General features: G+C 43.9%; 17 protein-coding genes. 4 read left to right on the plus strand and 13 right to left on the minus strand.

The window, feature by feature from the left end:
* Window positions 1-7: 7 nt before the first annotated feature.
* Both HMPREF9447_RS11665 and HMPREF9447_RS11670 read right to left on the minus strand, forming a co-directional pair.
* Entirely contained in the window at window positions 8-5635 is a 5628-nt protein-coding gene (locus HMPREF9447_RS11665) for an alpha-2-macroglobulin family protein (protein ID WP_044138046.1), read from the minus strand.
* 179 nt (window positions 5636-5814) lie between these two features.
* Entirely contained in the window at window positions 5815-6240 is a 426-nt protein-coding gene (locus HMPREF9447_RS11670) for a DUF3836 domain-containing protein (protein ID WP_009129940.1), read from the minus strand.
* 258 nt (window positions 6241-6498) lie between these two features.
* On the opposite strand from HMPREF9447_RS11670, the gene HMPREF9447_RS11675 reads away from it, so the two are divergent.
* Complete coding sequence (locus HMPREF9447_RS11675) at window positions 6499-7179, plus strand: RNA polymerase sigma factor (protein ID WP_009129941.1); 681 nt, start codon at window positions 6499-6501, stop codon at window positions 7177-7179.
* Between the two features lie 60 nt (window positions 7180-7239).
* Window positions 7240-7758 carry a DinB family protein gene (locus tag HMPREF9447_RS11680; RefSeq protein ID WP_009129942.1) on the plus strand — a complete coding sequence of 173 codons (519 nt, stop codon included), beginning with the start codon at window positions 7240-7242 and terminating at the stop codon, window positions 7756-7758.
* Window positions 7759-7832: 74 nt separating this feature from the next.
* Here the strand turns inward: HMPREF9447_RS11680 and HMPREF9447_RS11685 are convergent, their stop codons facing one another.
* The 5 genes from HMPREF9447_RS11685 to HMPREF9447_RS11705 all read right to left on the minus strand — a co-directional run bounded on the left by HMPREF9447_RS11685 (window position 7833) and on the right by HMPREF9447_RS11705 (window position 13140).
* Window positions 7833-9473 (minus strand): tetratricopeptide repeat protein, encoded by a 1641-nt coding sequence (locus tag HMPREF9447_RS11685; RefSeq protein WP_009129943.1) that lies wholly within the window; start codon window positions 9471-9473, stop codon window positions 7833-7835.
* 13 nt (window positions 9474-9486) lie between these two features.
* Entirely contained in the window at window positions 9487-10461 is a 975-nt protein-coding gene (locus HMPREF9447_RS11690; protein ID WP_044138048.1) for a hypothetical protein, read from the minus strand.
* Window positions 10462-10556: 95 nt separating this feature from the next.
* Complete coding sequence (locus HMPREF9447_RS11695; protein WP_009129945.1) at window positions 10557-11123, minus strand: hypothetical protein; 567 nt, start codon at window positions 11121-11123, stop codon at window positions 10557-10559.
* Window positions 11124-11541: 418 nt separating this feature from the next.
* Entirely contained in the window at window positions 11542-12249 is a 708-nt protein-coding gene (locus HMPREF9447_RS11700; RefSeq protein WP_009129946.1) for a response regulator transcription factor, read from the minus strand.
* Window positions 12250-12270: 21 nt separating this feature from the next.
* Entirely contained in the window at window positions 12271-13140 is an 870-nt protein-coding gene (locus tag HMPREF9447_RS11705; RefSeq protein WP_009129947.1) for a PDDEXK nuclease domain-containing protein, read from the minus strand.
* Window positions 13141-13258: 118 nt separating this feature from the next.
* Here HMPREF9447_RS11705 and HMPREF9447_RS11710 point away from each other — a divergent pair, with 118 nt between their 5' ends.
* Complete coding sequence (locus tag HMPREF9447_RS11710; RefSeq protein ID WP_262482428.1) at window positions 13259-13774, plus strand: DUF3836 domain-containing protein; 516 nt, start codon at window positions 13259-13261, stop codon at window positions 13772-13774.
* A 68-nt stretch (window positions 13775-13842) separates the two neighbouring features.
* The gene (locus HMPREF9447_RS11715; RefSeq protein WP_044138050.1) at window positions 13843-14661 is read left to right on the plus strand and encodes a DUF5694 domain-containing protein; all 819 of its coding nucleotides are present in this window, start codon (window positions 13843-13845) and stop codon (window positions 14659-14661) included.
* Between the two features lie 10 nt (window positions 14662-14671).
* Here HMPREF9447_RS11715 and HMPREF9447_RS11720 read toward each other — a convergent pair whose 3' ends face one another.
* The 6 genes from HMPREF9447_RS11720 to HMPREF9447_RS11745 all read right to left on the minus strand — a co-directional run bounded on the left by HMPREF9447_RS11720 (window position 14672) and on the right by HMPREF9447_RS11745 (window position 26918).
* The gene (locus HMPREF9447_RS11720) at window positions 14672-15553 is read right to left on the minus strand and encodes a hypothetical protein (protein WP_009129950.1); all 882 of its coding nucleotides are present in this window, start codon (window positions 15551-15553) and stop codon (window positions 14672-14674) included.
* Between the two features lie 104 nt (window positions 15554-15657).
* Entirely contained in the window at window positions 15658-17916 is a 2259-nt protein-coding gene (locus tag HMPREF9447_RS11725; RefSeq protein ID WP_244267605.1) for a sensor histidine kinase, read from the minus strand.
* A 200-nt stretch (window positions 17917-18116) separates the two neighbouring features.
* Window positions 18117-20696 (minus strand): alpha-amylase family glycosyl hydrolase, encoded by a 2580-nt coding sequence (locus tag HMPREF9447_RS11730; RefSeq protein WP_009129952.1) that lies wholly within the window; start codon window positions 20694-20696, stop codon window positions 18117-18119.
* Window positions 20697-20789: 93 nt separating this feature from the next.
* Window positions 20790-22022 carry a SusE domain-containing protein gene (locus tag HMPREF9447_RS11735; protein ID WP_009129953.1) on the minus strand — a complete coding sequence of 411 codons (1233 nt, stop codon included), beginning with the start codon at window positions 22020-22022 and terminating at the stop codon, window positions 20790-20792.
* Between the two features lie 20 nt (window positions 22023-22042).
* Window positions 22043-23776 carry a RagB/SusD family nutrient uptake outer membrane protein gene (locus HMPREF9447_RS11740; RefSeq protein ID WP_009129954.1) on the minus strand — a complete coding sequence of 578 codons (1734 nt, stop codon included), beginning with the start codon at window positions 23774-23776 and terminating at the stop codon, window positions 22043-22045.
* Between the two features lie 13 nt (window positions 23777-23789).
* Window positions 23790-26918 carry a SusC/RagA family TonB-linked outer membrane protein gene (locus HMPREF9447_RS11745; RefSeq protein ID WP_167549117.1) on the minus strand — a complete coding sequence of 1043 codons (3129 nt, stop codon included), beginning with the start codon at window positions 26916-26918 and terminating at the stop codon, window positions 23790-23792.
* Between the last annotated feature and the right edge of the window lie 2 nt (window positions 26919-26920).

Here is a 26920-nt window from a genome sequence, read left to right on the forward strand (position 1 = left end):
AATAATTTCAACGTACCGTTACAGACAGACTCTTTGTATGTCCGCCAAATTCGGGTGCATAAGCCGATTGCACGGTAACAATACCGGTCTGATAAGTTCCCGGACGATCTATATAGACTTTGTATTCTATCTGAACAATGCCCTTCCTTAGTTTATCAATAAAGAATTCGGCAGAAGTATCACGCATCACCTGATAATAGCCGATAGCATCGGAATGACGGTATCCCGAAAACGCTTCCTTTGGCTCCATGCAAGCGGCACGTGTATCTTTTATCTGAATGAAGTCCATATCCCGGTCTGCTTTCATAGTCAGTCGGACGGTAAGTTCGTCTCCCACATGCAAATCTGTTTTTGAAGAAAGTTCCTTGCCATCTCTATAATAAGTACGGGTGATTTTCAAACCGTTACTTTTTGCGGATTGCAATTGATCCATATCTTCCAGATATTGGGCATATACAGCTCCCCAGCCTATCCCTGTACCCGTGTGCGCTATTTCTATTTGCTGGGTTTCAGCCTCATCACCAGAGAAAGAACGGCGGACATAACCTAATGCATCATCGGGAGTAACCACTTCTGTTCCGGATATTTCCGCTTTTAGCATGCTGCTCTCTGCCAATCGGTTATCATCTCTACCCAGGAAAGCATACACAGCATCGGCAGTAGCTACCGGATTGTCCCAAGCCTGCACTTGCTTCTGTTTAAGCAACCATTGCTTCATTTCGGCAACCGCCAACGGTTCTTTCAGAATGGCGGACAAGGCTTCGATGGCGGCCACTTGCGTCGGAATTCTATAACTGTTCCAGAAGTAGCGGGCTTTCGGAGTATCGAAATAACGTCCCATCCCGGGTGTGGCAACGGAATATTCCAGAATGGAGCGGGCAAGTTCGTTCGCTTTGGTCGTTTTACCAGCTTTATGCAGTAGGGTAGCGATAAGCGCCCTATCATAAATGGCATCAGCCGGAGGGGCTGCCTCCAGTTTGCCAATCATATACGAGTAAGCTGTTTTATCGGCACGCTTCGCAACTTGCGCATCCAAAGCACAGATATACAGGTAATGCAGGGATTGCTCGCCGGGCAATCTATCCTTATCGCCCTTCTTTTCACTTTCCTTCATCTGTCTGTATTCATCCAGCCATTGGGTATGGAGATAATTCACCGCCTTTTCGTACATTCCCTGTAGCGGAGCAACAGATGCGCCCATCGTCCGGAGCCGTGCCAGCATTTCTGCAATCCGGGTGGTGACGTAGCGGTTGCCCGACATCCCTTTGTACCAACTCCAGGAGCCGTCGGGGAGTTGCAATGCTTCCAGACGGGATGCTGCAACCTGATTACGGTTGCCCATTGTGTTCAGGTCGAACAGAAGCGCTATGCTTCTTTTCTGCTCCGTCTCATTGAGGGCATCCGCCAGCCAGGGAGTTTCTTTAAGCAACAGGTCTTTCAGGTCTTCTTTATCACTGAGATTGCCTGATGATGAACCGCCCTGCGCTTTCCAGCTTTCGAACACCTGCCGGATGCGGGGATGGGTATTGATAATGGTTGTGGACAGTGAATTGGCATAGTAAGCACTTGCCCACGACAAAGCATCTTCATTCAAAGGATTACCAATGACGGGCAGAGCCTGTATGGCATACCAATCGGGATTGGCAGTCAGTTCCACCGTCAGGCGTTTGTCGGTAGCGGTTTTACTTCCGTCATTGAACAAGCCGTCCAATGCAACCGATTTACTTTCCGCACCGTTCAATTGCACGGATATTACCTCAGTCACCCATTGTTTATCAGACAGAACCGGAAGATAATGCTGCTCGCCATCACTGAAATTGCCTCCCTCGGCAATAATCCGGCAAATCCAGACCGTAGCTTCATCCGGGGTTTCCAGATCAAACGATACGGAAACGGTTGCTCCGGCAGCCGCACTGAATTCGTGTTCACGGATTGACAGAACCCGGTTTGTTTGCGGGTCAACCAGTTCCATTCGGGCTGTTCCCCGGATGTTTTCTTCCGACAGGTTGATTATTCCTGTACTGATGACCGGTTTATCGTTCACACGGATAAAACGGGGCATATTGGGTTGCACCATAAACGGCTTGACAGCTTTTGCCCGGGCTGTTATCTGCCCGTAATCCATACCCCGGGTATGGGCAAGCCCCATGAACTTCCATTCGGTCAGGCTTTCGGGCAAGGTGAAAGACAGGCTTACGACTCCATTCGTATCCGTACGGAGGGCGGGATAGAAGAAAGCTGTTTCTGCAAAGTTCTGCCGGAGAGGGACGTATGGAGAACCATCATCCAATGCCACAGCATCAGAGCATTCAAACACTGCTTCAATGGAGCTTCCGTCTTCTACTTCAAAACCGTCATCAGACAGAGTTTCAGCATCAAGGCTGATAGCTGCGGGCTTCATCACCCTGCTATCCTGCTTTACACGGAAACCGTTCTCCGGATGCGGAACCCGCCAAAACGGAGCATTCAGAGTGCTATACACATCCCACCAACGAAGACCACGCAGAGTGTTGCCCGCATAGGGGAAGTTACTGTACATCCAGATGAAATGACCTGAGAATATCAGGTTTGCACGGACACCGGGAGTGGAACGGGGAAAGTTCAGGTTGAAAGCCCAGTCATTGACGTACAGTTTATCGAGGGAAGCGTCATAAAGAGTGGCGAGTAGTTGCGCATCGGCCGCTTTCTTGTCGGGATGCGTGATTTGGAGTTGCCATTCTTCCTTTCCCCCCGGTTGCAGCTTATCACGGAAAGTAATCCATTTCAGTTGCAGGCTCTTATCCAGGCGGGGACGGGATATCTGCACTTGCTTGGTGTATAATTTGCTCTCGCGCATAAAGGCGAAGTTCACGGTGATGCCGTCTCCATATTCCGGTTTATAGGGATAGGTGAACTGCCGGATTTCATTATTGAGAACCATCCGTTTGGATTCAATGCGCTTGTCGCCACAGAAGACATCGTACAACAGATAGACATCTTTCTCACTGCTGCCCACATACAGGCTGACGGGATGCCCGTCATTAAACTCTGTCCCGTCCTGATAGAACCACTCCGGTGAATGTACCGGCAGGTGACGGTCTGCCAACGAAAAGAGAATGAAATCCTGCCTTGCCGTGCAGGTTCTTCCCTGCCCGTCGAGGGCTGACACTTCCATAGTGTAACGTCCCGGAGTAAGGGCCAGTATATCATCGGGAACAAAAGAGCGGCGGGTTTCTACTGTGCGGCGGCATACCTCATTGGTTTTGTTTCCTTTTTCGTCCAAAGCATACACCACGCAAGTGGCTTGAAGCGTTACGGGCTGTCGGCTTAGATTCATAGCCAACACCTGTATGGTTTCCCGTTTCTCGCGAGCCACCTTTGGGCGCAGACCTTTAATCTGCAAGGCTACGGACTGTTGCCCTACCGGTAACGACAAAGTACCGCTTTCCACCTCTCCGGTCAGGTTGATGACCTCAGCCGTTATTTTATAGGTGTAGTAACGCCCCGGTCGGTCGGGCTTGAAATCATCCGGTTTGCGCAGAAAGACCGGGAAGCGGAAGTTACCGGCTGCATCAGTCTGCACCTCACCTACTGCCAGAACAGTTTCTTGGTCCGAAATCCTCCAGAATTCATTCTCCGAACGGGTGAGTTTATAATTGAGTCTGCACAATCCTACCGGAGTGCCTGCAAATGTTTTTGCTTCGCCGCTAACTAATACGGTATCTCCCACGTTATAAGTGGCCTGATAGGGCTGGAAGACTACATCAAACGTCGGGCGCTTGTATTCATCCACACGGATATAACGGTTTTCGCCGCCTTGTACCGACAGTTCAAACTCTCCCGGGAGAAGTGTTTCAGGAAGCATAAAATCGCCGTAAAAAGCCCCGAATTCGTCTGTAGCGAGGGATATTTTGCCAATCTCCTGCCGGTTGGCATCCCGCAGCACCACATCCTTGCGGACTCTTGAGAAGACACGTATCGAATCACCTGATTGCTCATACGCTATCCCCGAAACATGCACCACCTGCCCGGGACGGTATAAAGCCCGGTCGGTGAAGAGGGAAACATGCTTTTCCCACTTCCGGGAGGCGGGCACATTATATCCCGCACCCGAGAAACCAGCATAGCTGATTTCCATATAGTCGGCACCCGGCTTACGGACGTTTATTCCCAGCCAGTTTCTTTCATCGGGCGGGGTAAGGGTAACAGTTCCTTTACTGTCCGCAGGATATGCTTTGACCAAACGATAACCTTCTCCCTGCGACACACGGTAATAAGCTACTTCCGTGCCTGCCACCGGATGTCCCGTCAGGCGGTCGATGATATTGATTTCCTGTTTTCCGCCGGGCAATCCCAAGGATATGGCTTGCAGGGAGGAAACATAAGCTTTTCCGTATGCTGTATACTTACGATGCCCGTCGGGGATAGATTTTAATATGTAAATGCCCTCGGTGGGGAATTTATAACGCAACAAGGTATCTGTTTCCATATAATCCGGGGTGGCTGCCAGTTGGTAATGGCGGGTGCCGACCAGTTTGCCGTATTGGCTTACGGTGGAAGCTGTTATTTCCCTTTCCAGAATATTACTTGTGACGGGCAGGTTCATCCGGTAAAGTTCTACGGTCAGTCCGGTCAGATTGCGGTATTTTACTTTCAAATCCACTTCTTTCGCTGGGTAGGCAAAGGGGATTTCTACCATCAACCGGGGAGTGAGCACTTCTGCAACTTGTTCTTTCAAATCATTGGCAGAGGGTGATTGGGGGTATTTTTTTAGTCCGGTTTGGGCGGCATGCAGTTTGGCGGTATAATCCTGCATCCTGTCGTAGCGCTCTGCCAGTTGGCAATATACCTCTCCGCAAAGCGGGGAAGCGGAGAACTCGTCGGCCCATTGTTTCAAGAGGGTTATTACTTGTTCGTCAGTCAGCCTCAGCTTTTCATTCACACCGCCGCGACTGATGTCATTTCCCTGATAATTCAGTTTATCGAGCATTAGCAATAAGCGGGCATCCGTCATGCCTTGCTGTTGGTAAAAGTCAATCAGCCCGTCATAAATGGATAATATCTCGGTTTGTATTTTCTCGGCTAACACGGGATTGACAATGAAATAACCACTCAGCCGTGAGATGGCCTGCCGGGCAAGCAACTGATACATATTGTCGCCGCAATACTTCCCGCTCAGTTCTTTGCTGACAGTCATCGGGCGGTAATCCATAGCGGACTTCCGGGAAAGCAGGTCTTTATCTTGTAGTGAAAGGCGAAAATAAGCAATGGCAGCGTCTATGGCAGCTTCATCCCTCTTGCCGGTATCGAGGGTGTAGTATCCCAGCAGATTATTCAGTATAGCTTTATACACCGGGTCTTTTTCTTCCGCCACCCAGGTTTTCAGTCCGGATAATTCACGGTCCAGACTATCGGGGGTGATGTCGATAGATAAGGATGCCTTCGTCAGATGAGCTTTCATCATCTGAGGCACGTTCTTTTCCTGTTTGGCATGCTCGTAAATCTTTTGCAATTCTCTGATTGCAGATTCAGGCAACCGCTTTTGTTCCAGAGCTTCAACCTGTTTCCACATTTGTTCGTACAACTGAGCGGAAACCCGAAGCGGCAGGCAGATAAGAATACTTATGATGCCAGCCCAATAAAACATATTTTTCATCTGTGTTTTGATTAATGTCCGACAATTAACAGGTTCATTCACAAAGATATATTTTTTATCCGTAGGGTAGTAAAGCTGTTCAGACTTAATAACATAACAAATGCCAATAACAAAAGAAACCGGCTATCGGGAAACGCCTCATTCCCAATAGCCGGTTTACCCGAGAAAACTATTCGCTTTTATTTTGTACTTGCTAACATTAAAGTAACATTATCATCATTCAGTTCATAAACAGTTTTTTCAATATTGCTGTTGTAAGCGTTGCTCTTAGAGTTCCAACGGGCGTAGCTCACTTCAATTTCATGATTGCTATACTCCATATTCATTTTGAAGTAAGGAACCCAGGCTTCTTTTACACTGTCCCACTTGGAAGCTTCCTTGCTGATTACGCGGTTTTCGTTATCGTAAGTGTAAGTATAACGGAGGTGACGGAATAAACGACCGTCTTCGTTCTTAAAGATAGTCTTAGCGGTCATCAGTTCACCGGTCATCTCTTCGTTCTTTACATACTGGGTAGGATTGCTTGCACTTGCAGAGAAGTTCATTACGCTTGCCATTACTACTACCATCATTACCACTGCTTTAGAAATTAAGTTCGTTTTCATAATCGTTATTTTTTTATTGTTATTACTTCTTGAGTTTTGAAAGGAAGTCTTTGTCAACCGCCTTCGACAATATATAGTCAATTGCCGTGCCAAAACAATAAAGCATTGATTGTCAACGTCTACCCATTTTCAGAGAGTGTTCATTAACGGACAAGTGTCCGCACAAAAGCGAACAGAACAAGAATAAAAAGCGCAGGAAGAGCAGGATAAAACAAATTAGTTACATTTGCAAGCTCAACATAACTCAATACTTAGAATATGCAACCGGACTTAAAGGAAATCGTAGAACAATATGGCGTCATGGTATCTTCCATAGCACACCGCATGATACAAAACAAGGAAATTGCTAAAGAAGCGGCTCAGGAAGTCTGGTACGAAATCATCAAAAGCATAGACTCGTTCAACGGGGAATCCGGGTTATCGACATGGATATACACCATATGCAAACGCACCATACTGCGATATGCCCGGAACGAAAGAATAGCCACAATGAATGAGTTGAGAGAATTCCGCGACCTTCCTGACATTGATTATAACGGGCAGGACCGGGACGAACAGGAATGGATAAAAGTATGCTGCGACTGGTGTCTGACAGCCCAGAATCATTGTCTGACGAACGATGCCCGGCTGATATTCATATTCAAAATAAATCTCAACCTGCCGTACAAGCAAATCAGTGAAATCATGGGCATGACGGAAGATAGCGTCCGTCAGATTTCCTCCCGTTCTATCCGCAAGATTACCCACTTCATGAATGACACTTGTCCGCTATATAACCCGCAGGGAACCTGTAAATGCCGGATATGCAAACAAGTCACCTTGCTCAATCTGGAGAAAGAATATACCGCCATAAAGAAGATTATCCGCCTCGTCGACGTTTACCAACGGCTCGAGAAGGAACTTCCAAGAAAGAACTACTGGGAAAAAATTATTTCCTGAGCTGTCACAGAATGGAAAGCTTGCTCACTAACTACTATGTATAACTTAAATAAACTAATTATGAGCAAGATTGATTTTTTAAAAGAACAGATTATTGAATCGCGGAATTTTGTGAACCGTTTAGTATCGGAACTTCCGGAAAATCTGTGGTACACCATCCCCGAAGGCACTGACTCTAACTTCGCATGGCAAATCGGCCATCTGATTATCAGCCAGAACTTTCATGCCATCGTCTGCATCACCGGGAGTAATGAAGCCGTCAGCAAACTTATTCCGGTAATTGATTACGTGAAGGCCTTTAATGGAATGGGTACATTGCATCGCTCCGCCGAAAAGAATTTAATTCCTGTGGCAGAGCTAAAAAAACAACTGGACGCTGTTCATGAGATATGTATCAGTAACCTCTCCCGTCTGGACGACCGTATTTTATTAGAGGATTTAGAGCCTATTCCCTTCAAACACCCGGTTGCCAATAATAAGTACGAAGCCCTTGCCTGGTGCTTCAAGCATGAGATGTGGCATAGTGCCGAGATGGAAGCAATAAAACGAGCATTGGGGCATTCTATCAAATGGATGTAATGGCATCAGCCTCAAAAGGCAGTTTTCTTTTGGGTAAATCAATGAGATACCTGAAAGACAGCTGCCTTTTTACTTTAAAAGTTATACAGCAGTTCTTCCAATGTAATACCACTATCCGCCCCCATCTTTTCCATACGGATACGTTTCAGACGCTTCTTCACCGAATCCCTCTCCAGATGCATCACTTGCGCCATGCCCGACTGGGATAATTGCATTTTCACCATACAACAATAACGCAAATCATCTTTATTCAGACTCGGATAGGTCTGTTGCAGACGTTTCGTGAAGTTATTGAAGATGATGTCAGCATTCTGCACAATATCGTCCCAGTCTTCATCGGAGAGAATCACATTTCCGCCTCTTTCTATCTCCTGCACCACCTTCTGGCTGAGTCTCCTGAAGAAAGTTTCTTTCAGCTTAGCTTCCTTCTGCTCCAGCTCCACCATACGCCGGAGATTTTCGGAAGTGATCTCACGTTGCTGCGCCAATTCTTTTTCCTTTTTTACAAGCTGATGCTGCTGCGCCATCAGATGGTTGCGGTTACGGCGATAGATGAAATATACTGCACTTGCTACCCAAACCAGCAACAGAGAGATTGTAGTCATCCAATACACATTACGCTGCCTCTCCACAGCCCGGGTGCGCCAATACAGGTTTTCCACCGAAAGCTGTTCGTGTTTGTAAAGCTCTTGCAATGTAATGGCTTCCTCAGTATGATGATGCTTTCGTATGGTATCGGACAACTCAATGAAGCGTTGTAGCATAGGATAGGCATCCGAAGCACGGCCCATCTTATGATATATTCTCGCCATATTATTATAAGCATCGGCCACCGAAGAAGGATTTGGGCTAGAGATAACTTTCTGAAAATAGTGATATGCCGAATCATATTGTCCCAGTTTCCCAAACAACTCCAACTTCACCCCATAGAGCGAAAGAATTCTCACAGTATCCTTAGCCGGACGAAGGCTTATAGACTTATTAATGTAGTCCAGCGCCTTGGCGGGTTCTCCCTTCTGGGAATAAATACTTCCCAGATTTGTATAGATGAAAGGAAGCTGCCGAGGAACAGAATCGGCTAAAGCCGCCTCATAGGCAGCCTGAGCATAATAAAGGGCGCTATCCAATTGATTGAGAAACAAATATCCGGTAGAAATATCGCACAAGGCCATATTCTTATAGAACATATTTCCCAGATCCAAAGCCGCTTTCAAGGCTTCTTTGGAATAACGCACCTTACCGGAATATTCTTCCTGATTCAGGCAGACAACTCCCAACCAGGTATTCACCCGGTAGAGCTGCTCATGATTACCACTATTTTGCAGGAAAAGCAGAGCTTTCAGAAAAGATTGTATGGCATCGCTCATCCGGTTAAGCCGTCTGTCCAAGTGTGCTTTGCAGTAAAGGGCCCGTTCGGCATAAAGAGAATCGCCCGATTGGCTGAAATATTTAATTGCCGGTAGCAGCAGAGTATCTGTAGCTGCATTCAACTGTTGCTTCCTGTGGACAGCCTCGGACATCAGCAAGGCATAAAGGGCATAATCGCGCTTCGATAAGTTATGCAACGGTTCTTTAATCTCATTCATTACGGATATGGCGCTATCCGTCTCCTGTTCCGCCATCAGCTTCTCCGCCAAGGCCACGCGATTATCAGGACCACAAGAAACCAACACACCGCCCCACAGGATTATTCCTATCAAACTCTTCAATCTCATCTTCAATATCGTGTTATTCGTACGAATCCATCATCACTTCTCCAGTCTCTCCATGAATCAATATCACTCTGGCTATATCCGGCCGAATGGAATCGTGTATATCAATCTCCCATACCGGAATACCTTTTTGTCCGTCTATATACTGATTTACACTGACGTGGGTGGTATCCGATAAATTAATATTCCTCAGTTTGGCAAAGATATGAATATCCCTCCATGTATACTTAAAAGCTTTTTCATTTTTTTCGTGCAAACAAGAATCAGGCGCCTGTGCCTGCTCATCTTCAGGAAAACGAACTTCTACTTTTTCCGATACTTTTGTTGTGGTCACCGAATTGATCTTCCGTATTACTCCCCATCCCAGCCAGCCGTCTTCCAACTCTATTTTAAGATAGATGCCTCGTTCACCGCTGAGCCGGTATGCAGAGTCAATGGGCAAGTAGATGCGAGTGCAACGGTCACCTTGTATAAATATCTCCCCGTAAGAAAATGTATTCAGCAACCATGCAGCAGAACGTGGATTGTGGCTCTTACGCGTCCGGTCGTGTGGAGCGATATTGACAATTATATACTCACGGGTCTGTATCCCGGAAGTAAAGCAACTGTTCAGCCAGAACAGAAAAACCACCAGTATATTGGTACACAACCCTACTACGGTAGCTCCACACATAAAAGCATAGACAAAGTTTCTCCAATGATACCATTTCCCAGTGCTTTTCTTATAGATATAAACCATCCAGCTACACATCGTTATTGCCATAAGGAGAATAACGATTTTCCGATTCAATCCTAAATAGCTGCCGGAAGAAAATGCAGTATGCATCAGCATTTCCTCTTCCATATACCACATCCTGCAATGCAACAGGAAAAGAAAGACAAAGACAGGCACCAGGATTTTCCATAGTGCCATTCTTTTCTTCGGCTGCCGCCGGGAGGCATCTTCGCCCTGAACCGGTTGCTGTTTGGGCCTAAATTTCTTTCTACTCATAAATACAGAAAAGCGAGCGGACATTCAGAAAGGCAAAAAGCAGAAGACCAATAAGCAAAACCAGCTTTTTCATCAGGTCCTACAATTAATAAGAATCAGTCGTTTTCCGCATCTTTAAGCATCTGCCTAATTACATCCGCATGATCGAGATAATCATTTCCTGATAAGGTCAGGACATTGGTCAGACCGATAATATTGCTGTCAGAATCATAAGAAGTCAGTAAGCAATACATCTCCTGCCCTAATTTATCCTCTTCCACATGAATCTGAACCGGTGCGCTGTATGCTCCGGGCAACTCTGCCAGATACTCAAAGTCTTTTCTGAGAAACGCTTCCAGGATTCTGTCTATATCGGTTTCATCGCGCTTGAACTTCTTCAAACCCACCTCTTTGATCTTACCCCCACTCTCGCTATTATAATAATCAAAATTGCTCAAATACGCTGCAAGCAGGCATATTAATACAGCAATTACTCCGACCGTCCGAACCAACCAACCCGCTACAGGGATAAAACCAGGAAAAATAACAATAATAACAGCGACTACAGCCAATCCATAATAAAGCATCGGCTTAACATTGTTCTTTCTTTTTTCAAATTTCACCGGATTTGCTGCATAGAATTCACCCATATAGCTTGGGTAGAGTTTTGTTTGATTTTCCATAAATATTACTTTTTATAATGATTAATAATAGTTCCATCTTTCCTGGTTATCGTATGAAAACAAAAGTAAAAAGTAACCTGTAAACAATGAAACAATCATGGGGGATAAATGAAGGGGACATATTATATAATAAGTCACTGTATTTCAAACAATAGCTCTATATATGGGATAGACAAATCAGGGGACATTTGCAGATAAAGGCTGATTCCATCAATAGCTTTACACAAAAATTCAATAGAAGAACAACAGTACCACCTTTCAAATATATGGTTGCATTCTTGTAGTCATATTTTTATAAATTATACTGTCTGGGATCCCTTTCCCGAACTGAATAATCTTTTCTTTCAGTAAGCTCAAAAAAAACGGGATGATAAGATTTACATCTCAATCATCCCGGAATTTATATTCTGATGGTCAGCTACACACCTTCTTCCAGCATCAGCCCCACTCCTTTCACCGTTTTAATGCTAACGGATGAATCTTCAGCTATAAGTTTGCGCAGCTTCGTCACAAATACATCCAGACTACGGGAAGCGAAGTAATCATCTTCCGTATTCCAGAATTTATCGAGAATGGCTTCGCGGCGCACTACATCCCCCCGGTTCTCACAAAGCATTTGCAATAAGCCTGCTTCGCGGACAGTCAGCGTTTTGCTCTCACCGGAAGAATGCTTTAGTGTGGCGTGTGTAGCGTCAAGCACATATTCTTTTCCTATTTTAAAGCATTCGCTTTCGTCTTTGGCCTTCTCACCTTTAGAAAGCTTTAGTAAAGCACGGATATGAGCATCCAGTTCATCAGGAATAAAAGGTTTCTTGATGTAGTTGTTAGCCCCCAGTTCATAGCCTTTCAGTACGCTCTTGGGAGATACCAGTCCGGAAGAAAAGATGATAGGAGTCTCCTTATCTACCTCACGGATGCGCCTCACCATCTCGTAACCGTCCATGACGGGCATCTCTATATCCGAGAGGATAACGTCAGGCTGATGTTCCCGCCACATCTTCAAGCCCTCTTCACCATTGGCAGCCGCCAATACTTCATAACCCTCTATGATATCCTCCAGACTGCTCTGCACAATGTAGCGCAGGCTGTTGTCATCTTCGACTAATAATAACTTTATTGTATCCATATGCTTTGAAATGAGTTATATCTACTTTATATCTCCCTGTCTATCATTTTCAATCAACGACCGTTCTATTAATTCTCTCTTCAACTCTTTCACAAGCTGTTCTTCCGAAGGCAGATATATCTGGTATTTACTCGCTAAAATCGTACTATTATCTTTGGGCAAAGAATAACGAACGACTGTATCATTCTTATTTGCACAAAGCAATATACCAATAGTAGGATTCTCCTCTGGAAGCTTTTCCTCACGGTCATAATAGTTCACATACATTTGCAAATGCGTAATTAATGCCTGTTCTATATCTTTCTCATAATAGGATGCTTCTCTCTTCAATCCGAGAAACTCTAAAATCATAGGATCTTTAATAATCTCCAGGGGTGTTTCAGGAATACGCTCTTTACGGGCCACAGATAGAACAGCTTCCTTATCATTACTTAATAAAAGACGTTCATAAAGACCGGAATTAATTTGTCGTTCCAGTTCACGTGCTGTCCAACAATTATTCATAGCCTCCAATTCATAATATTCTCGCTTATCCAAATTATCTATCTGAATGAGAAGCCTATATTGAGTCCAATTGAATTGTGAACGCAGTGCGTTCACAATTGGATAAGTTTTGTAAAATTGACGACAGAAAGCTAACTGACGGTAAGAGAAACCACTTCCAAACTCTGGTACAAGTTCCCTTGAGAGTTTTTTCAGGAGATAAGTTCCATAATCAGCACGCTCCTTTCCATCCTGTTCCTCTTCCAGAATGCGCTTTCCAAGCGACCAGTACATTTGTACCCGACAGAAATCAACACTCCGCACAGCATTTGTACGTGCCTGCCGAATAATTCCCTTTACTTCGGAAAGGAAATCGGACCGCAATAATTCGTCTAACTCTGTTTTCATTAATAATTAATGCTATACGCTACAAAAGTAATAAATTATTCGTTAACCTAAAGATAACATTGCGATAACATTCATCTTCTTTCCTCTGCCCTACCTTTGCAACATCAAAAGTAACGAAATGTATAACTTAAAAAATAAAACGATTATGAAAGTTTTAGTATTATCAGTAGTATTTGCATTGACATCAGTAGTAAACGTAATGAGTAATAACAATCTGAAAGAATTTGCCTATAACAGCGAAATGAGTGCAGAACGTATAGAAAGCCAAACCGTATTCAAGGTAGAGAATGAAAAGTATCTGCACAATCATTTGAAGTATAATTATACGTATGATACCGAAGGACGTATCTCTCAAAAAGAAGTATTGAAATGGAACGGAAAGGCACAGGTTTTCGAGAAGAATCACTGCTTGACAATGACATATGTAGATGGAGAAGTAACCGTGAAATATGCTTTGTGGAATGCAACAGACAATGCTTATACAAGAGTGAAATCAAAGGCTGTTTATCAGACAAATGGAGAAGAAGTAAATTATCAGAGCTACAACTGGAATGAAAAGGAAAACTCCTGGAATCTGGCAGTAAAGTGCAGCAGCAACGGCAATGACAGAACATTACTGGCTGAACGCAAATAAATCAAGAGTAAAGAATTCCAAATCAATAAGTTTAACTAACTTTGGGCATCAAACAAATAATAATAGCGATGAAGAAAGTTGTTTTAACTTTAATCCTGGCAAGCATCTTCCTTACCAAAGGATACGCACAACAGGCAGACGTCCTTACATTAGGAGTCTTCCACTTCGAATTCCCCAACCTTGATGTGCAACAAGTAGCCGAGGACGACCAGATAGATGTTCTGTCACCCCAATATCAGAAAGAAATAGAATTGATAGCCAACAAACTGGCAAAATTCAAACCGGACGCAATTGTCGTTGAATGGCCGGTATACAAACAGCAGGAGACCGATTCCCTTTTTAATGCATATCTTGCCGGAAATCATAAACTTTCAAGAAATGAAGTGCAACAACTCGGCTTCAGAGTAGCAAAGATGTGCCATTCGAAGATGTATTGTGCAGATGCATGGGGGACGCATACCGCAGCCATCGAAGCATTGCTGGAAGACGACAACAGTGATAAATTCATAGCGTTTGATAAGAGCTTTACAGATAGTCCTGATTCCGTATTATACCAAAGGGATGAGCCCATATTCAAACAAAAAGGGATACTCGCCCAATTGATGCATCTGAACGAACCCGAACTAATCCAAAAAGACCTGGGAAATTATCTTATCGGTCACTTCAAATACGAATCTGCTGAGGGGGATTATACCGGAGTGGACTTTGAATCCGGAAGATGGTTCAACCGTAACCTGAGAATATTCCGGAATGTCCAACGCATTCCCAAAGATTCAGGCAAACGAATACTGGTGATATTCGGCGCAGGACACATGACTATTCTGAACTACTTGTTTGAGTGTTCACCCGAATACAAATTGCTACACGTAAATGATTACCTGAAATAAATAATCCGCTCTATCGGATTGGCAGCGAGAAACGGGGTGGTCTAATCGTTGGTCCACCACCAAAGTCTCCCACTCCCCGATTATCGAAGACGACGTTACGGAGTATCTCGTATAAGATTCCGCCAACATCCAGCCCCAGTTTAAACTTCTCGAAACGGTAATAAGGAATCACCACCGGTGCCGTCTCCCAACGCCCCCTTGTACCATCGTAATACCGTTGCACCCCCACTTCCATCCCAAAGCGGTCGGACATATCGAGAGACATGGTGGCACCATAACGGTCGGTACTCATCCCGTAGGAATTTCCAATGTCATAAGAACCGAATACATTGAAAGCAAGCCGGTCGGAAGCACGATAAGTCAGTCTGCCTGAGGTGCTGAATGCTTGTCCGGTGATGCGGGACATGTTTATCTTCATAGCATCGGCACGAAGCTGCAACGCCCACCTGTCATTGAAAACATGCCGGTATCCTAACGAAGCATTATTGAAACGACCAATTCCCGGCACACTTGTCTGTGATCCGGAACCGAACAGTTCTCCATGAGAAAATTGCTGCATGACGCCACCTGTACTAAAATCACCCCGGAAAAGTAAAGAAGGATTAACCTGATAAGGCAGGCGTATTTCATCTTTCAAAGAAAAATCGGAAAAGTTCTCTGATAAATTTTGGAAAGGCAAAGGAGAAGGGGCAGAAGTGGGCACCTGCTCCAGAAGAGGCTTAAGCGGAAGAGGTTGCCAAATATCTTTGGGCTTTACCTGCATATGGTCACGGATAACGCCTATGCTGTCTCCTTCTTGTGCAGAAAGCAATTGCGGAGCAGAAATCAGCAGTAAGAATAATCCCAAACGGATTGGGAGCAACGATATGTTGACTTTTTGTTTCATACGCATATACCCTCCTTTACTTTTATGAATAGTGTACACAAAAATAACAAAAGGCTAGCTGAATAACAAGCAGTTGGCAACATTTCGCTTTAACAGCAAGCTTTTTTAACTCAAAAGTGCATCGTGAATTCACTGTAACTTCCCTCCACACTTTCCACTTTTACCACGCCATCGTGTGCATCCACCACTTGCAACACATAATTCAACCCTAAACCAAAACCGGATGCTCCTGTCTTTTGGCTACCGGAGGCCACTCTTTCAAACTTCCCGAATATCTTATGCTGCTCACGAAGAGGAATGCCGATACCATTATCACGCACCTTAACAATACTCCCGTCTTTTGTCCTCTCGCCCGAAAGAGTTATCGTAACTTCTTCTTTAGAATATTTAATGGCGTTATCCACCAGATTGGAAAGCACCTCACGTAGACAGAAAGCATCAGCATATACCGTACATCCTTCCTCACAATCTATCTCGAAAAGAACTTTCTTCGCTGCTTTCAGTTGGAACTTCTCGGAAATATCCTGCAACAAAGGCCTCAACAGTATCTCTTCTTTATGAAGCTCCAGTTCTCCACGGTCTATCTGTGTCAGCATCACTACGCGATTGGAGAGTGTCAGCAGATGTTCACACTCGTCTTCCATCGCCTGTTTATAGCGGGAGATTTTCTCCGATTTATCGGCTAACTTACCGCTTGCCAGAACATGCGCTCCCATCATGACGGACTGCAACGGAGACTTCATATCGTGTATCATAGAGTATGTAAAGTCTTTCTGAAACTGTTCCAGGCGGCGCTGTGCACGCAACATGCGTATCTGGAAGAAGACGCAAAAAGAAACAAAAAGAAAAGCAATAAGCAACGGCACCTGCATATACCACGTAGCCCCCATAATAGTGCGCTGCGGTGAACGAACCACAGCATGGATGCAACTTGTACTGTCCTTATCCAATGGGAATAATTTCGTCGTAATATCTCCGAAGCCAACGGACGGACTGCCGGTATAGAGTATCAACTCTTCCGACGGATATTTAATCCAGTGTATGTCCGCCCTATCGGGAAAGCCTGTTTCCGAAAGCTGATACTGAAAAACGCTATCGGCAAATTGCAGTGAAAACGGAATAGGCACACGGCTGCGTAGGCTGATAGTATCTTGTATGTCATAGACCATCTTAATTCGGAAGTCTTCATCGAATTTATTGTAGATATGCCTCACGAAAAGTAAATCTATCCGGTAGCGATATCCTTTCTCCTTATACACTTTAATAATCTCTTTCATAAAGCGATCCGCATAGGGAAGAAAGACAGTTGGTGAACGATCCTCCTCGAAATCGGGATTCGCTTTCTTAAAGAGCGGATAACGATAACGGTCAGCTTCCCGATAGAAAGCCTCTTCCAACTGCTCTTCCGCCTGATATCTTATCTTCTGGGACGTTGTGTAGTACAGATATCCCGACCATACAGCCAGCAAAAAGAATACCCCGACCAGACTGGCAATGGAAACCGCTTTCAGAGAAATACGCCTGCCTGTATTCTGTTGCCCGGCCTCAGTTTTGGCATACGTCAGGGTAGCATTGGTCTCTTCAAACAATAGATTGCTCTGTGTTTCTATCTCTTCCCATCCCTCCGTTGCTATCAAGTTTTTCATGCGACTGACGGGGTGCTTCATCTCCTCGGCCAATGCATAGAAATTCTGCTGTTGCTCCTGCAAACTGTTTCGTTGGCGGAATACAGATTTCATCTGCACTATCAGGGCGTAGATGGCCGTGCTTAACAGCAGCAAGGTGATGAATGAAAGCAATAAAAGCTTCTTTTCCATCTCCTTGGAAGGGAAAGAAAGAATGGCGCGAACCGCCTCTCCACGGGGTTTAAAAGTAGAAGCAGCCTCGGAAGTAACGGCAGCAAAGCTATTTACGTTTACTTGAGGATTGGTACTTTCCAGTACTTCGCCTGTATGGGTATTGATGCGCTCCACGGTCAGTCCACCGCCCATGTCCAGCCTTTGCAATTTATGATGCAACACGCTATCAATGGTCGCCAACGGAATTTCTTTCACACCATATACGCGCTGCAAGGCGGTTGCTGCCTGCTGTGCAGTACGGTTGTTCATTTCATTCCCGTCCAGCCGTTTGTATTTGGGATTGGGACCATACGTAGCAATGGCTACGGAGTTATCAGGATAGGGAAGATTGTTCACCAAGTTGTCCACTGTTTCCGAAAAAGCCATCCAGAAACATTTGTTCAGTGATTTTTCAGCCTCTTGCATCTGCGCATGAAAAGCATAAAGCATTCCGCCTAATTGTATCAGTACAACAGCAAACAGACTTACTAAAGAAAGGGATATAACAGTACGTAACTTCATCCGGTTCATTATGTTTTGCCTGCAAAAATAGCAAATTACTATGGATTACAGATTGATAGTACGCTTTTTATATCTGTCTCTTATTAGTATCCATTTTCTGCTTCACCATTACCAAATCCAATTCCCATTAAGGGGGTTGTTGATTTCAACCTATTGAAACAAACAGTTTCAGCGTACTGGAACCAACAACCTAATAAAACGAAACTTTACTATCGCTTTATAAGATGAGCTACCGTCTGCTTTCCTTTTTCTCCAGTCAGAAGCACAAGATAGCATCCCTTATTCAACTTGCTGACATTGAAAGTATGGTTCACAGGAATCTGATCATCTACTACAGTTCCATTCATTGCAATAATTTGCACTTTAACAATTCCAGATAATAATATCTGAACATCTTCTTTTGCAATTGTAGGAGTAATAGCCATTTGTTGACTTTCTTCCGGAAACATGTCTACAGAAGTAATCTCTACAGGCTTATTTATATATAACCTGAATTCTCCGGCCGGTAAAGAAAAAGGTCCTCCCATCTCAGATTTACCCGTTACAAAATCATACCAATTCTCTCCACTGCTTAAATTTGGGATGCAAATATTCGCAGCAGTACCAAAATTGCCCACCAAAACAAAATGAAGGTCTGGATGGATCACTTCAATACGGCGGATGGGCCAGTCTGTCTCATCCACATTTCCTATGAATTCTCCATCAGATATCACATGGGCATACTGTTCCCTGAAGTTTAGCAGTTTACAATAAGTCTCAAATAAAGCCTTTCGTTCCGGAATCTCCAGGAACTCCCAATGGGGAGGTTTCGTTTCACCTTCATAGCTGGAACTAAGTTCGTCTGTACCTTCTTTTGACTGAATAGAGATGTCGTACCCCATTTCGCCAAATTCCCACATCATCTTGGGACCGGGCATCATAAATAAAAAGGCTGCAGCAGTTCCGCATCTTTTCATACGTACCTCCAACTTCGTTCGAATATTTCCTATTCCATTCACTGAAGCATTGTATGCAACACGCTCTTCGTCATGACTCTCCATATAAGTTACCCGGTTGTTTTTACTCCATCCTTTAGATGAAGCCATAGCTCCCTTAAACGAACTACCTTTCTGAATTCCATTGATAGCATTGCTGAAAGGAGAATATTGCTTTCCCCACAGCATTAAATCATATTCTGCAAGTTCTTTCTCTTCCTGATCACCAGCCAAATGCTCGTAAATGAGGTAAGCATCACTTTTACGTTTCCGTATTTCATCCGATAATCTCTTTATAATGCGAATCCGATCCGGATCGTATGCAGAACCATCTCCCGGAGTATTGGTAAATCCTTTAGAGAAATCAAAGCGGAAGCCGTCTAGTTTATACTCTTTTAGCCAGAAAGCACAAATACTATCTAAAAGAATTTGTGTTTCTTTACTCTCATGGTTGAAATCGGCTCCCCATGAATATTTCGTATTGGGAGAAACCATATTGAACCAGGGATTATCTGCCGCAGGCTGTGCTTTGGTATTTCCCGGAGGATCAGCATACAGTCTGACTAAGGAACAAGTACCATATGCATGATCCAATACAATGTCCATAATCACTGCTATTCCGCGTTTGTGACACTCGTCTATAAATTTCTTATAGTCCTCCTCAGTTCCATACACTTTTTCTGTTGCAAAGAAAAAAGTGGAGTGATATCCCCAATTGGTTATTCCATCTATCTTACAGAAAGGCATTAATTCGATTGCATTGATTCCCAATGATTTCAGATAATCCAATTTCTCAAGGGCTAGTTTCAGATTTCCTTTATATTCGCCATTGCGTGTGAAATCGCGAAGCAGGAGTTCGTAGATCGTCAATCGGTCCTGACGTACGCCTTTAAAATCGGTCACTTCCCATGGATATTCCGGTTTTGCCGTTTGCCACACAGATACAATATCAGCTTTACATTTTTCCGGAAATCCCATGAGGTTAGGATATGCAATGGGGGATATTCCTTTGTCGAACTTCCTTTCGAGTATCTTATTGGCATAAGGGTCTGCGATATCCAAAAGGCCATCAACCAGGTAATAAAAAGCATATTCTTTCCCGGGAATGAGATGATCCAGAGTGATCCAGAAGTAGTCACCATCTCTTTTCATCCGGTAATCCTCCTTCACTTCCCAGTTGCTCAGTTCGCTCATTAAATACGCAAATTGCTTTCCCGGAGCGAACAGCACTAAAGTGAGGCTTTTGTCATTGTGGTAGTTAATACCTCTTTGCACTCCTTCCGGGCGCGGACTCTCTTCTCCCGGATCTATTGTATGGGAAAGCAGTAATTTTATATTCGTTTTCTTATCACTGGTAGCTCTTCCGTCCATAGTGCCATCCGCATTACGCAACACAAACTCAACACTCAGTAATTGCTCGTCTACTTTAAACTCGTAAGGCGGTTCCATCTGAGTGTTTTGCATAAAAAACTCTTTAACGGACGGGGTAATTTTAAGCTGCCAGAGGTTATCCCCGACCTTCTGGAGTTTAACAGCATCAATATTACATTTGTCGGGTGTTGTTTTATCCGGCCACAAAGCAATTCTGGATTTCCATTCAGTACCACTCGGACTTTCGGAAGTGATAACTCCCATATGTGAATAAATCGGTCCTTCAAAATCAACTAAAGAAGCTTTCTGAAAGGAACACTTGGTCAGATCAAAAGTCACAGTAACTTCATCGTCACCTGTTGGCCTAGATGGTGTACAATCTACAATCTGTGCTTTTAGGGATAAAGTGCACAGAAGTGTGATAAACAATATGTAAGCTCTCATAAAATGTAATTTTTAATTCAGTACTATAAAAGAACGAGCTGTATCGGAAATATACGATACAGCCCGATTCTAATCGCTCAATTAACCTGACAACTACTCATCAACACTGGGTACCAGTTCATACCGGAAAGGATATTCCTGCAAATACACATTGAAGTCATAATATCCTTCCGTTGCAAGAAATGGAATATTCTTTGTACCGGATATGATACCCGATTGATTACCTTTTTCCACCTTATTGTCGGTAGCTCCCATATTGGCAGCATTTGCCCAGGTTTTGCCCACTGCATTCGCCCTGAATTTGAATTCAAACTTAGAGGTATTGGGTACACCACTTCCGTCTGTTTGATATTCCGGAACGTACACATGCTTGGCAGTCCATACTTTTCCTTCCGAATCGTATGTCAGAACAGCTCCTGTTCCTTCTTCAGGATTTTGAGCTGACATGGAATTTGCCCATTGAGGATAACCCATATTACGCTGTCCACACACGAAAAACTCTTTATAGAACTTGTAAAGTGTCATAGTCTTTGCGTTCTCCGTGATTTTGACTACCATTTTATAGAATCCCGGTCCATCGAGTATTTCCTCTTTATTGGAACCCGGTGCAAAAGCCCCCGGAGCAATAACGTTTCCTCCCGCCTGCAGAGCAAGGCTTGTACCTGGAGTGAATGAAGCCGGCGCTCCCCATTCAACTTCCGGTGCCAGTTCTTCAACCAATTTTATACCTTGGTCCAACTTGGGTAAATACACATATCCTTCATACTCTCCATTCCAGCCGGGAGAATATAATACTTCTGCGTTATTTGTTGTAAAGTCGGTATAATCACCTATTACATAAAGCAAATCAGGATCACTGGAAAACGTAGTCACATTGAATTCGGATATGGAGGATGTCAATGATGCATAGGCTGTGCTGATAGTGGCTTCAACGCGCATTACAATGTCCGTAGGCCGGCGTTTGATGGCTCCGGCCGACAATAAGGCGGCATTCAGGTCTTTTACTTTCACCGTATATTTGTTTTCATTGGTAATTGCAAACGTTGTGTATGTCAGATTATTTATATCTACTCCTTCCTTTTTTACAGCCAGCTGAATGGCGTAGGAAATAATCGCATCGTAGCCAAATTGAGCAGGGGTCCATTCTATGACGGCCAAATCTGTCTCGGCAGCATTCTTATCCAGAACAAACACATCGTCAAAGGTCTGTTTCCAGGAACTGGCAACAAAATTATCAGGGTCCAGTATCAGCTTCTCATCTTGTGCGCAAGACGCCAGGCAAAGAAGAGAAATTATGCTAACTATTGAATAAACTAACTTTTTCATATTTAATCTTCTTTAAGAGGTTATTGATTGGAAACGGCATTGTCATAGCCCGGATTCTGAGTCAGATTAGGATTGGCGCCGATATCTGAAGCGGGTATAGGAAACAGCTCTCTATATTTGGGAACAGCAGAACCGGGGAAAGTTCCGTTCTTGAATTCCCATGTATAATCATTCCCGGAATATTTACCAAAACGGATCAGGTCCGTGCGGCGGAATGCTTCCCAATAAAGCTCGCGGGAACGTTCACCGAAAATATAATCGAGAGTGAAAGAGCTCAGGTCTTCGGCCTGTATTTTTGCGCGATGTCTCAACTCATTAAGTTTTTCCAGTGCCAATGCATCCGTACATGTTCCTCCGGATTTTCTCACCGCAGCCTCAGCGTAGTTCAGATAGGCTTCGGCAAGGCGCATCAAAGGATAGTCCAGACTTGGATATTCAGTCAAAGAAATTACATTCCCATTTTCATCCGTATATGAGGGCGGTATACCTTCACGTGTCAGGTTGGTCCATTTATAGGAAGGCCAGCCATAAATAAAGGTGCTCGAACCGGCATTTTTGGACATAGGCAAATGACAAGTCGGGGTAAAGAAAATAGCCCGGTTATCCAAAGTGTTTACATACTTTCCCAATGATCCGTTTCCATCATCAACCACCTCATCCATTGTTCCGAGGAAATCATCAATTCCCGGGTAGAAGTGACGGACGAAAGTCAATGTAGCACGAGAACCTTTGAAGCTCTTTGAGATACCGCTCGTTTGGGTAAAGTTAGGATCGTTAGGACCTCGTGAGCCTGCTACCAGGAATTGTGTCGCATAAGACTGAGTCCAGCGTCCGTCAAAGTTGATCGTGAAAATCATCTCTTTACGTGCATCTATATTTTCACCATTGTCAGCCATGAAAAGTTCTGCATAGTTAGGGCATAAATCATATCCTGCACTAATCACGTTGCGAGCATATTTCATGCACTCATCATATTTAGGTGTCTGGATATACACTTCTGCATTCAAATATAAGCGTGACAGTAACATCCAGACAGCTGCTTTGTCGGCACGTCCATACTCATTCTGTTTCGGTTCGGTCATATACGGATCGTCTGATAACTCCAGAAGTTCGCTCTCAATGAAGCTATAGAGTTCGGCACGTGAGCGTTGTGGAGGCAAATAAGTACCGATTGGATCGTTTTCTGTAATAAAAGGAGTATTTCCAAACATATCCATAGCGTGATAATACATTAAAGCACGAAGGAAACGGGTTTCAGAACGATAATACTGTATTTTAGCCTTGAGATCATCATCTACTCCACGGTCATTCAAACGCTCGTCTGTGGTTTGTTTCAGATAATCATTGCACATGGTAATAGTAAACAAGAGACGATAATAGAGACCTGAAATTATCGGATTGTTCAAGGTGCTGTATGTATTGTAAGAGAGTTCGGGACATCCCGGGTCGGACTGAGTGAATGTCACTTCGTCTGTAGTGAATTCCTGCATATACCAAAATGTACGCAAGAATGGAGAGGTTCCGGCATCCACATCAGCAATTTCCGCACTGGCAGGTCCACTTTGTCCGGATAGGCCAAGTGCTGCATACAGTTTGGCTAATCCCTGCATATAACTTTCAGGGGTAGAATACGCTTTATCTGCCGTATACAGCTTAGGATCAAGCGGGGTAGTGTTCAGGTCGTCGAAGCAAGACACAAATAAAATCGTCATTGCCGAGAACAGTATTGATAGTAAAATATATTTCAGTTTCATAACAGATCATTTTTTAGTAGTTAAGATTCAAACCTAATACAAAGATACGAGGGCGTGGCCATGCATTATTGTCAATACCACTGCTCACCTCCGGATCTAATCCTGAGTATTTTGTGATAACAAACGGATTTTGGGCAGTGAATGAGACACGTCCTCCAAGTTTACTATTAAATAGTTTTTTGAAAGAATAGCCCAGGGTGATATTATCCAACTTCAGGAAAGATGCATTTTCCAGAAATAAATCACTCTTTGCCTGAGTAACGGTAATAGGATTGCGGAACTTTGAAGTTTTCACGACAAACTCAGGTATGTTGCGTACTGTTTGTCCGTTGCTGAACGTATAGTCGGCTGAACAACGTGCGGAATTGTAATCGTTGAATACCCAGTTTCCAATACTTCCATGTGCATTAAAACCGAAGTCCCAGTTCTTATAACGGAACAACATATTGAATCCGAAGAATACATCTGGACGCGATTTGTGTTTAAGTACAAGGTCTTTGTCATCGATGATGCCATCCTTGTTTTGGTCGATAAATGCATCCTGAACCGGATTACCATATTCGTCATATACCTGTTCATATACATAGAATGTATTAGGAGCATACCCCACACTGTGTATCTGAATGTTATTACCCGTTCCCATACTGATACCTCCGGTCGGTACTCCCACGTAGTCCGGATTGAAGATGGCGGTCAGTTTAGTAATTTTTGATTTGCTCCAGGTAGCGTTTACGCCGATATCCCAAGAAAAGTCTTTTGTTACGATAGGAGTGGCATTGACATTGATTTCAACCCCCTTATTCTCCAAATTACCGATATTGGCGGTCATCTTATTCGTAAAATTAGAACCGGCGGGAATGGGAATGGAGTTTAATAGATCGGAAGTCTCTTTGTAGAACAAGTCGACACTACCCGATAAACGATTATTAAAGAATCCCCAGTCCAATGCCACATTCCAGGTGGCGGTAGACTCCCACTTGATGTTTTCATTATAAGCTTCCGGTTTCAATATCTGATAGAATTTATCTCCGATCTGATATTGTGAAGTAGAAGTGATGGTTGACAAATTATAGGTTGCAATATAAGGATAGTAATCTGAACCAATATTCTGCTGTCCCGTCACACCATAGCTAGCGCGGAACTTTAAGTTACTCAGCTTATCGAATTTCTTGAAAAAAGCTTCATCGGACATTCTCCACGCTAATGCTACAGAAGGGAAGAGGCCCCAACGGTTAGAAGGAGAGAAACGGGACGTTCCGTCATCACGCAATGTGAGAGTAATCAGATACTTGTCCATAAATGTATAATTCAAACGTCCAAAGAGTGAAATCAAATAATATTCTTTAGGAGCTGCACTCTCCGAAATAAATACCGATTCATAATTCTCTAACGAATTGGAGTAAGTCTGACTCTGGTCATCTCTTTTAAAATGTTGCCATGAATAACCGGTCATGACGTCAATCTTGCTGCGAATTGCTTTTATGTCTTTTACGTAATTCAAATAGAAATCCAGGAGATAGTTCTCGCGGGTAGATTTGGAATCAGTATACCTTCCTTGTCCCGGAGGTAAAATGGCATCTGTATACGAACTATACGATCCGGGATAATTACCTTTATCACCATCATTTTTCGTGTAATCATATCCCAGGTTCAGGTTGGCATGTAATTCCGGTAAAAAATGGAATGAATAATCAAGCTGCATATTACCGAAAGAACGGAATACCTGTGTCTCATCCCAGTAGCCACTAAGTCGTGATACAGGATTTTCCGAGCCATTGCGATTGATAGATCCGTCCGGATTCAGCCATTGAAAATAACCATTATATTTATTGTAATCAATTGAACCGTCCGCATTATAAAAGTGTACCGGCTTTGTCGGATCAAATGCAGCAGCAGCGTTGATTGCTCCGGTAGATACATATTTATTTTTATTCTCCATAGCTTTTAGATTGACACTCACACTTAAATGCTTATCAAAGAATTTAGGAGTAAATGTGACAGCCTGGGTAAAGCGCTGGAAATTGGAACCTTTCAAAGTTCCATTTTGGTCGGTATACCCGAGGGATACACGGAAAGGATATTTATCACCTCCTCCGGATATTCCTATATTCTGGTCGGTAGACAGACCTATCCGATAGATTTCCTTTTGCCAGTCTGTATTATAATATCCGATTGTACCATCCGGATAGGTATAATTGATGGCTTTGTGAACTGCTGCCCCGGATAACGTGTTTTCCGGATAATACTCGTCAATATAGGCACGGAACTCATCAGCATCAAGGACTGGTACTTTACCCGAATTTACGTTGGCGCTGTATGTGCTGCTGTATTCTACTTTCAGCGCTTTACTTCCTCCTTTTTTCGTAGTGATGATGATGACTCCATTAGAGGCTCTGGAACCATAGATGGCTGTTGCGGAAGCATCTTTCAAAACACTGAATGATTCTATATCCTCGGGATTTAATGCTCCCAGCACGTTCGACATACCCACTCCGGCATCATCTGATGTTGTAACTCCGTCAATCACTATCAAAGGAGAATTGCTGGCAGATAGAGAGGAGCCGTTACGGATGCGGATGGTGGTACCGGACCCCGGTTGTCCATCGCCCGGAACAATCAGCAAACCCGGCACTTTTCCTGTAAGCATATCCTGAGGAGTGGTGATTGCACCTTTGTTCATGTTGCCGGCTTTCAGGGTTGCCACTGCTCCGGTTGCATCTTTCTTAGTCACCTGACCATAACCGATGACTACCACTTCTTCCAAGGATTGAGCATCTTCGGACATTCTGACATTGAGTACCGAACCCGTACCAACAGACAGAGTCTGTGTCTGGAATCCAATATAAGAAAAGGACAGTTTAGCACCGGAAGATACCTGTATTGAATATTTTCCGTTTACATCGGTTATGACACCCGTTTGTGTATCAACCGCTTGTACATTCACACCAATCAAAGGATCTCCATTGTCATCACGGACAACACCTGTCACTACTTTCTGACCGGCATGCTGCCCTCCAACTTGTGTTGTCTGTTCTGTCCTCAGCTGTTTTGTATTATTTTGCTGACCAAACAGCATCACTGCCGACAGGCAGAAAAGGACTGTAAACAGGCTACGAATTAAAATGATTTTTTTACTTTTCATAG

Origin of the sequence: Bacteroides oleiciplenus YIT 12058 (genome assembly GCF_000315485.1) — a bacterium.
GTDB classification, from domain to species: Bacteria; Bacteroidota; Bacteroidia; order Bacteroidales; family Bacteroidaceae; genus Bacteroides; species Bacteroides oleiciplenus.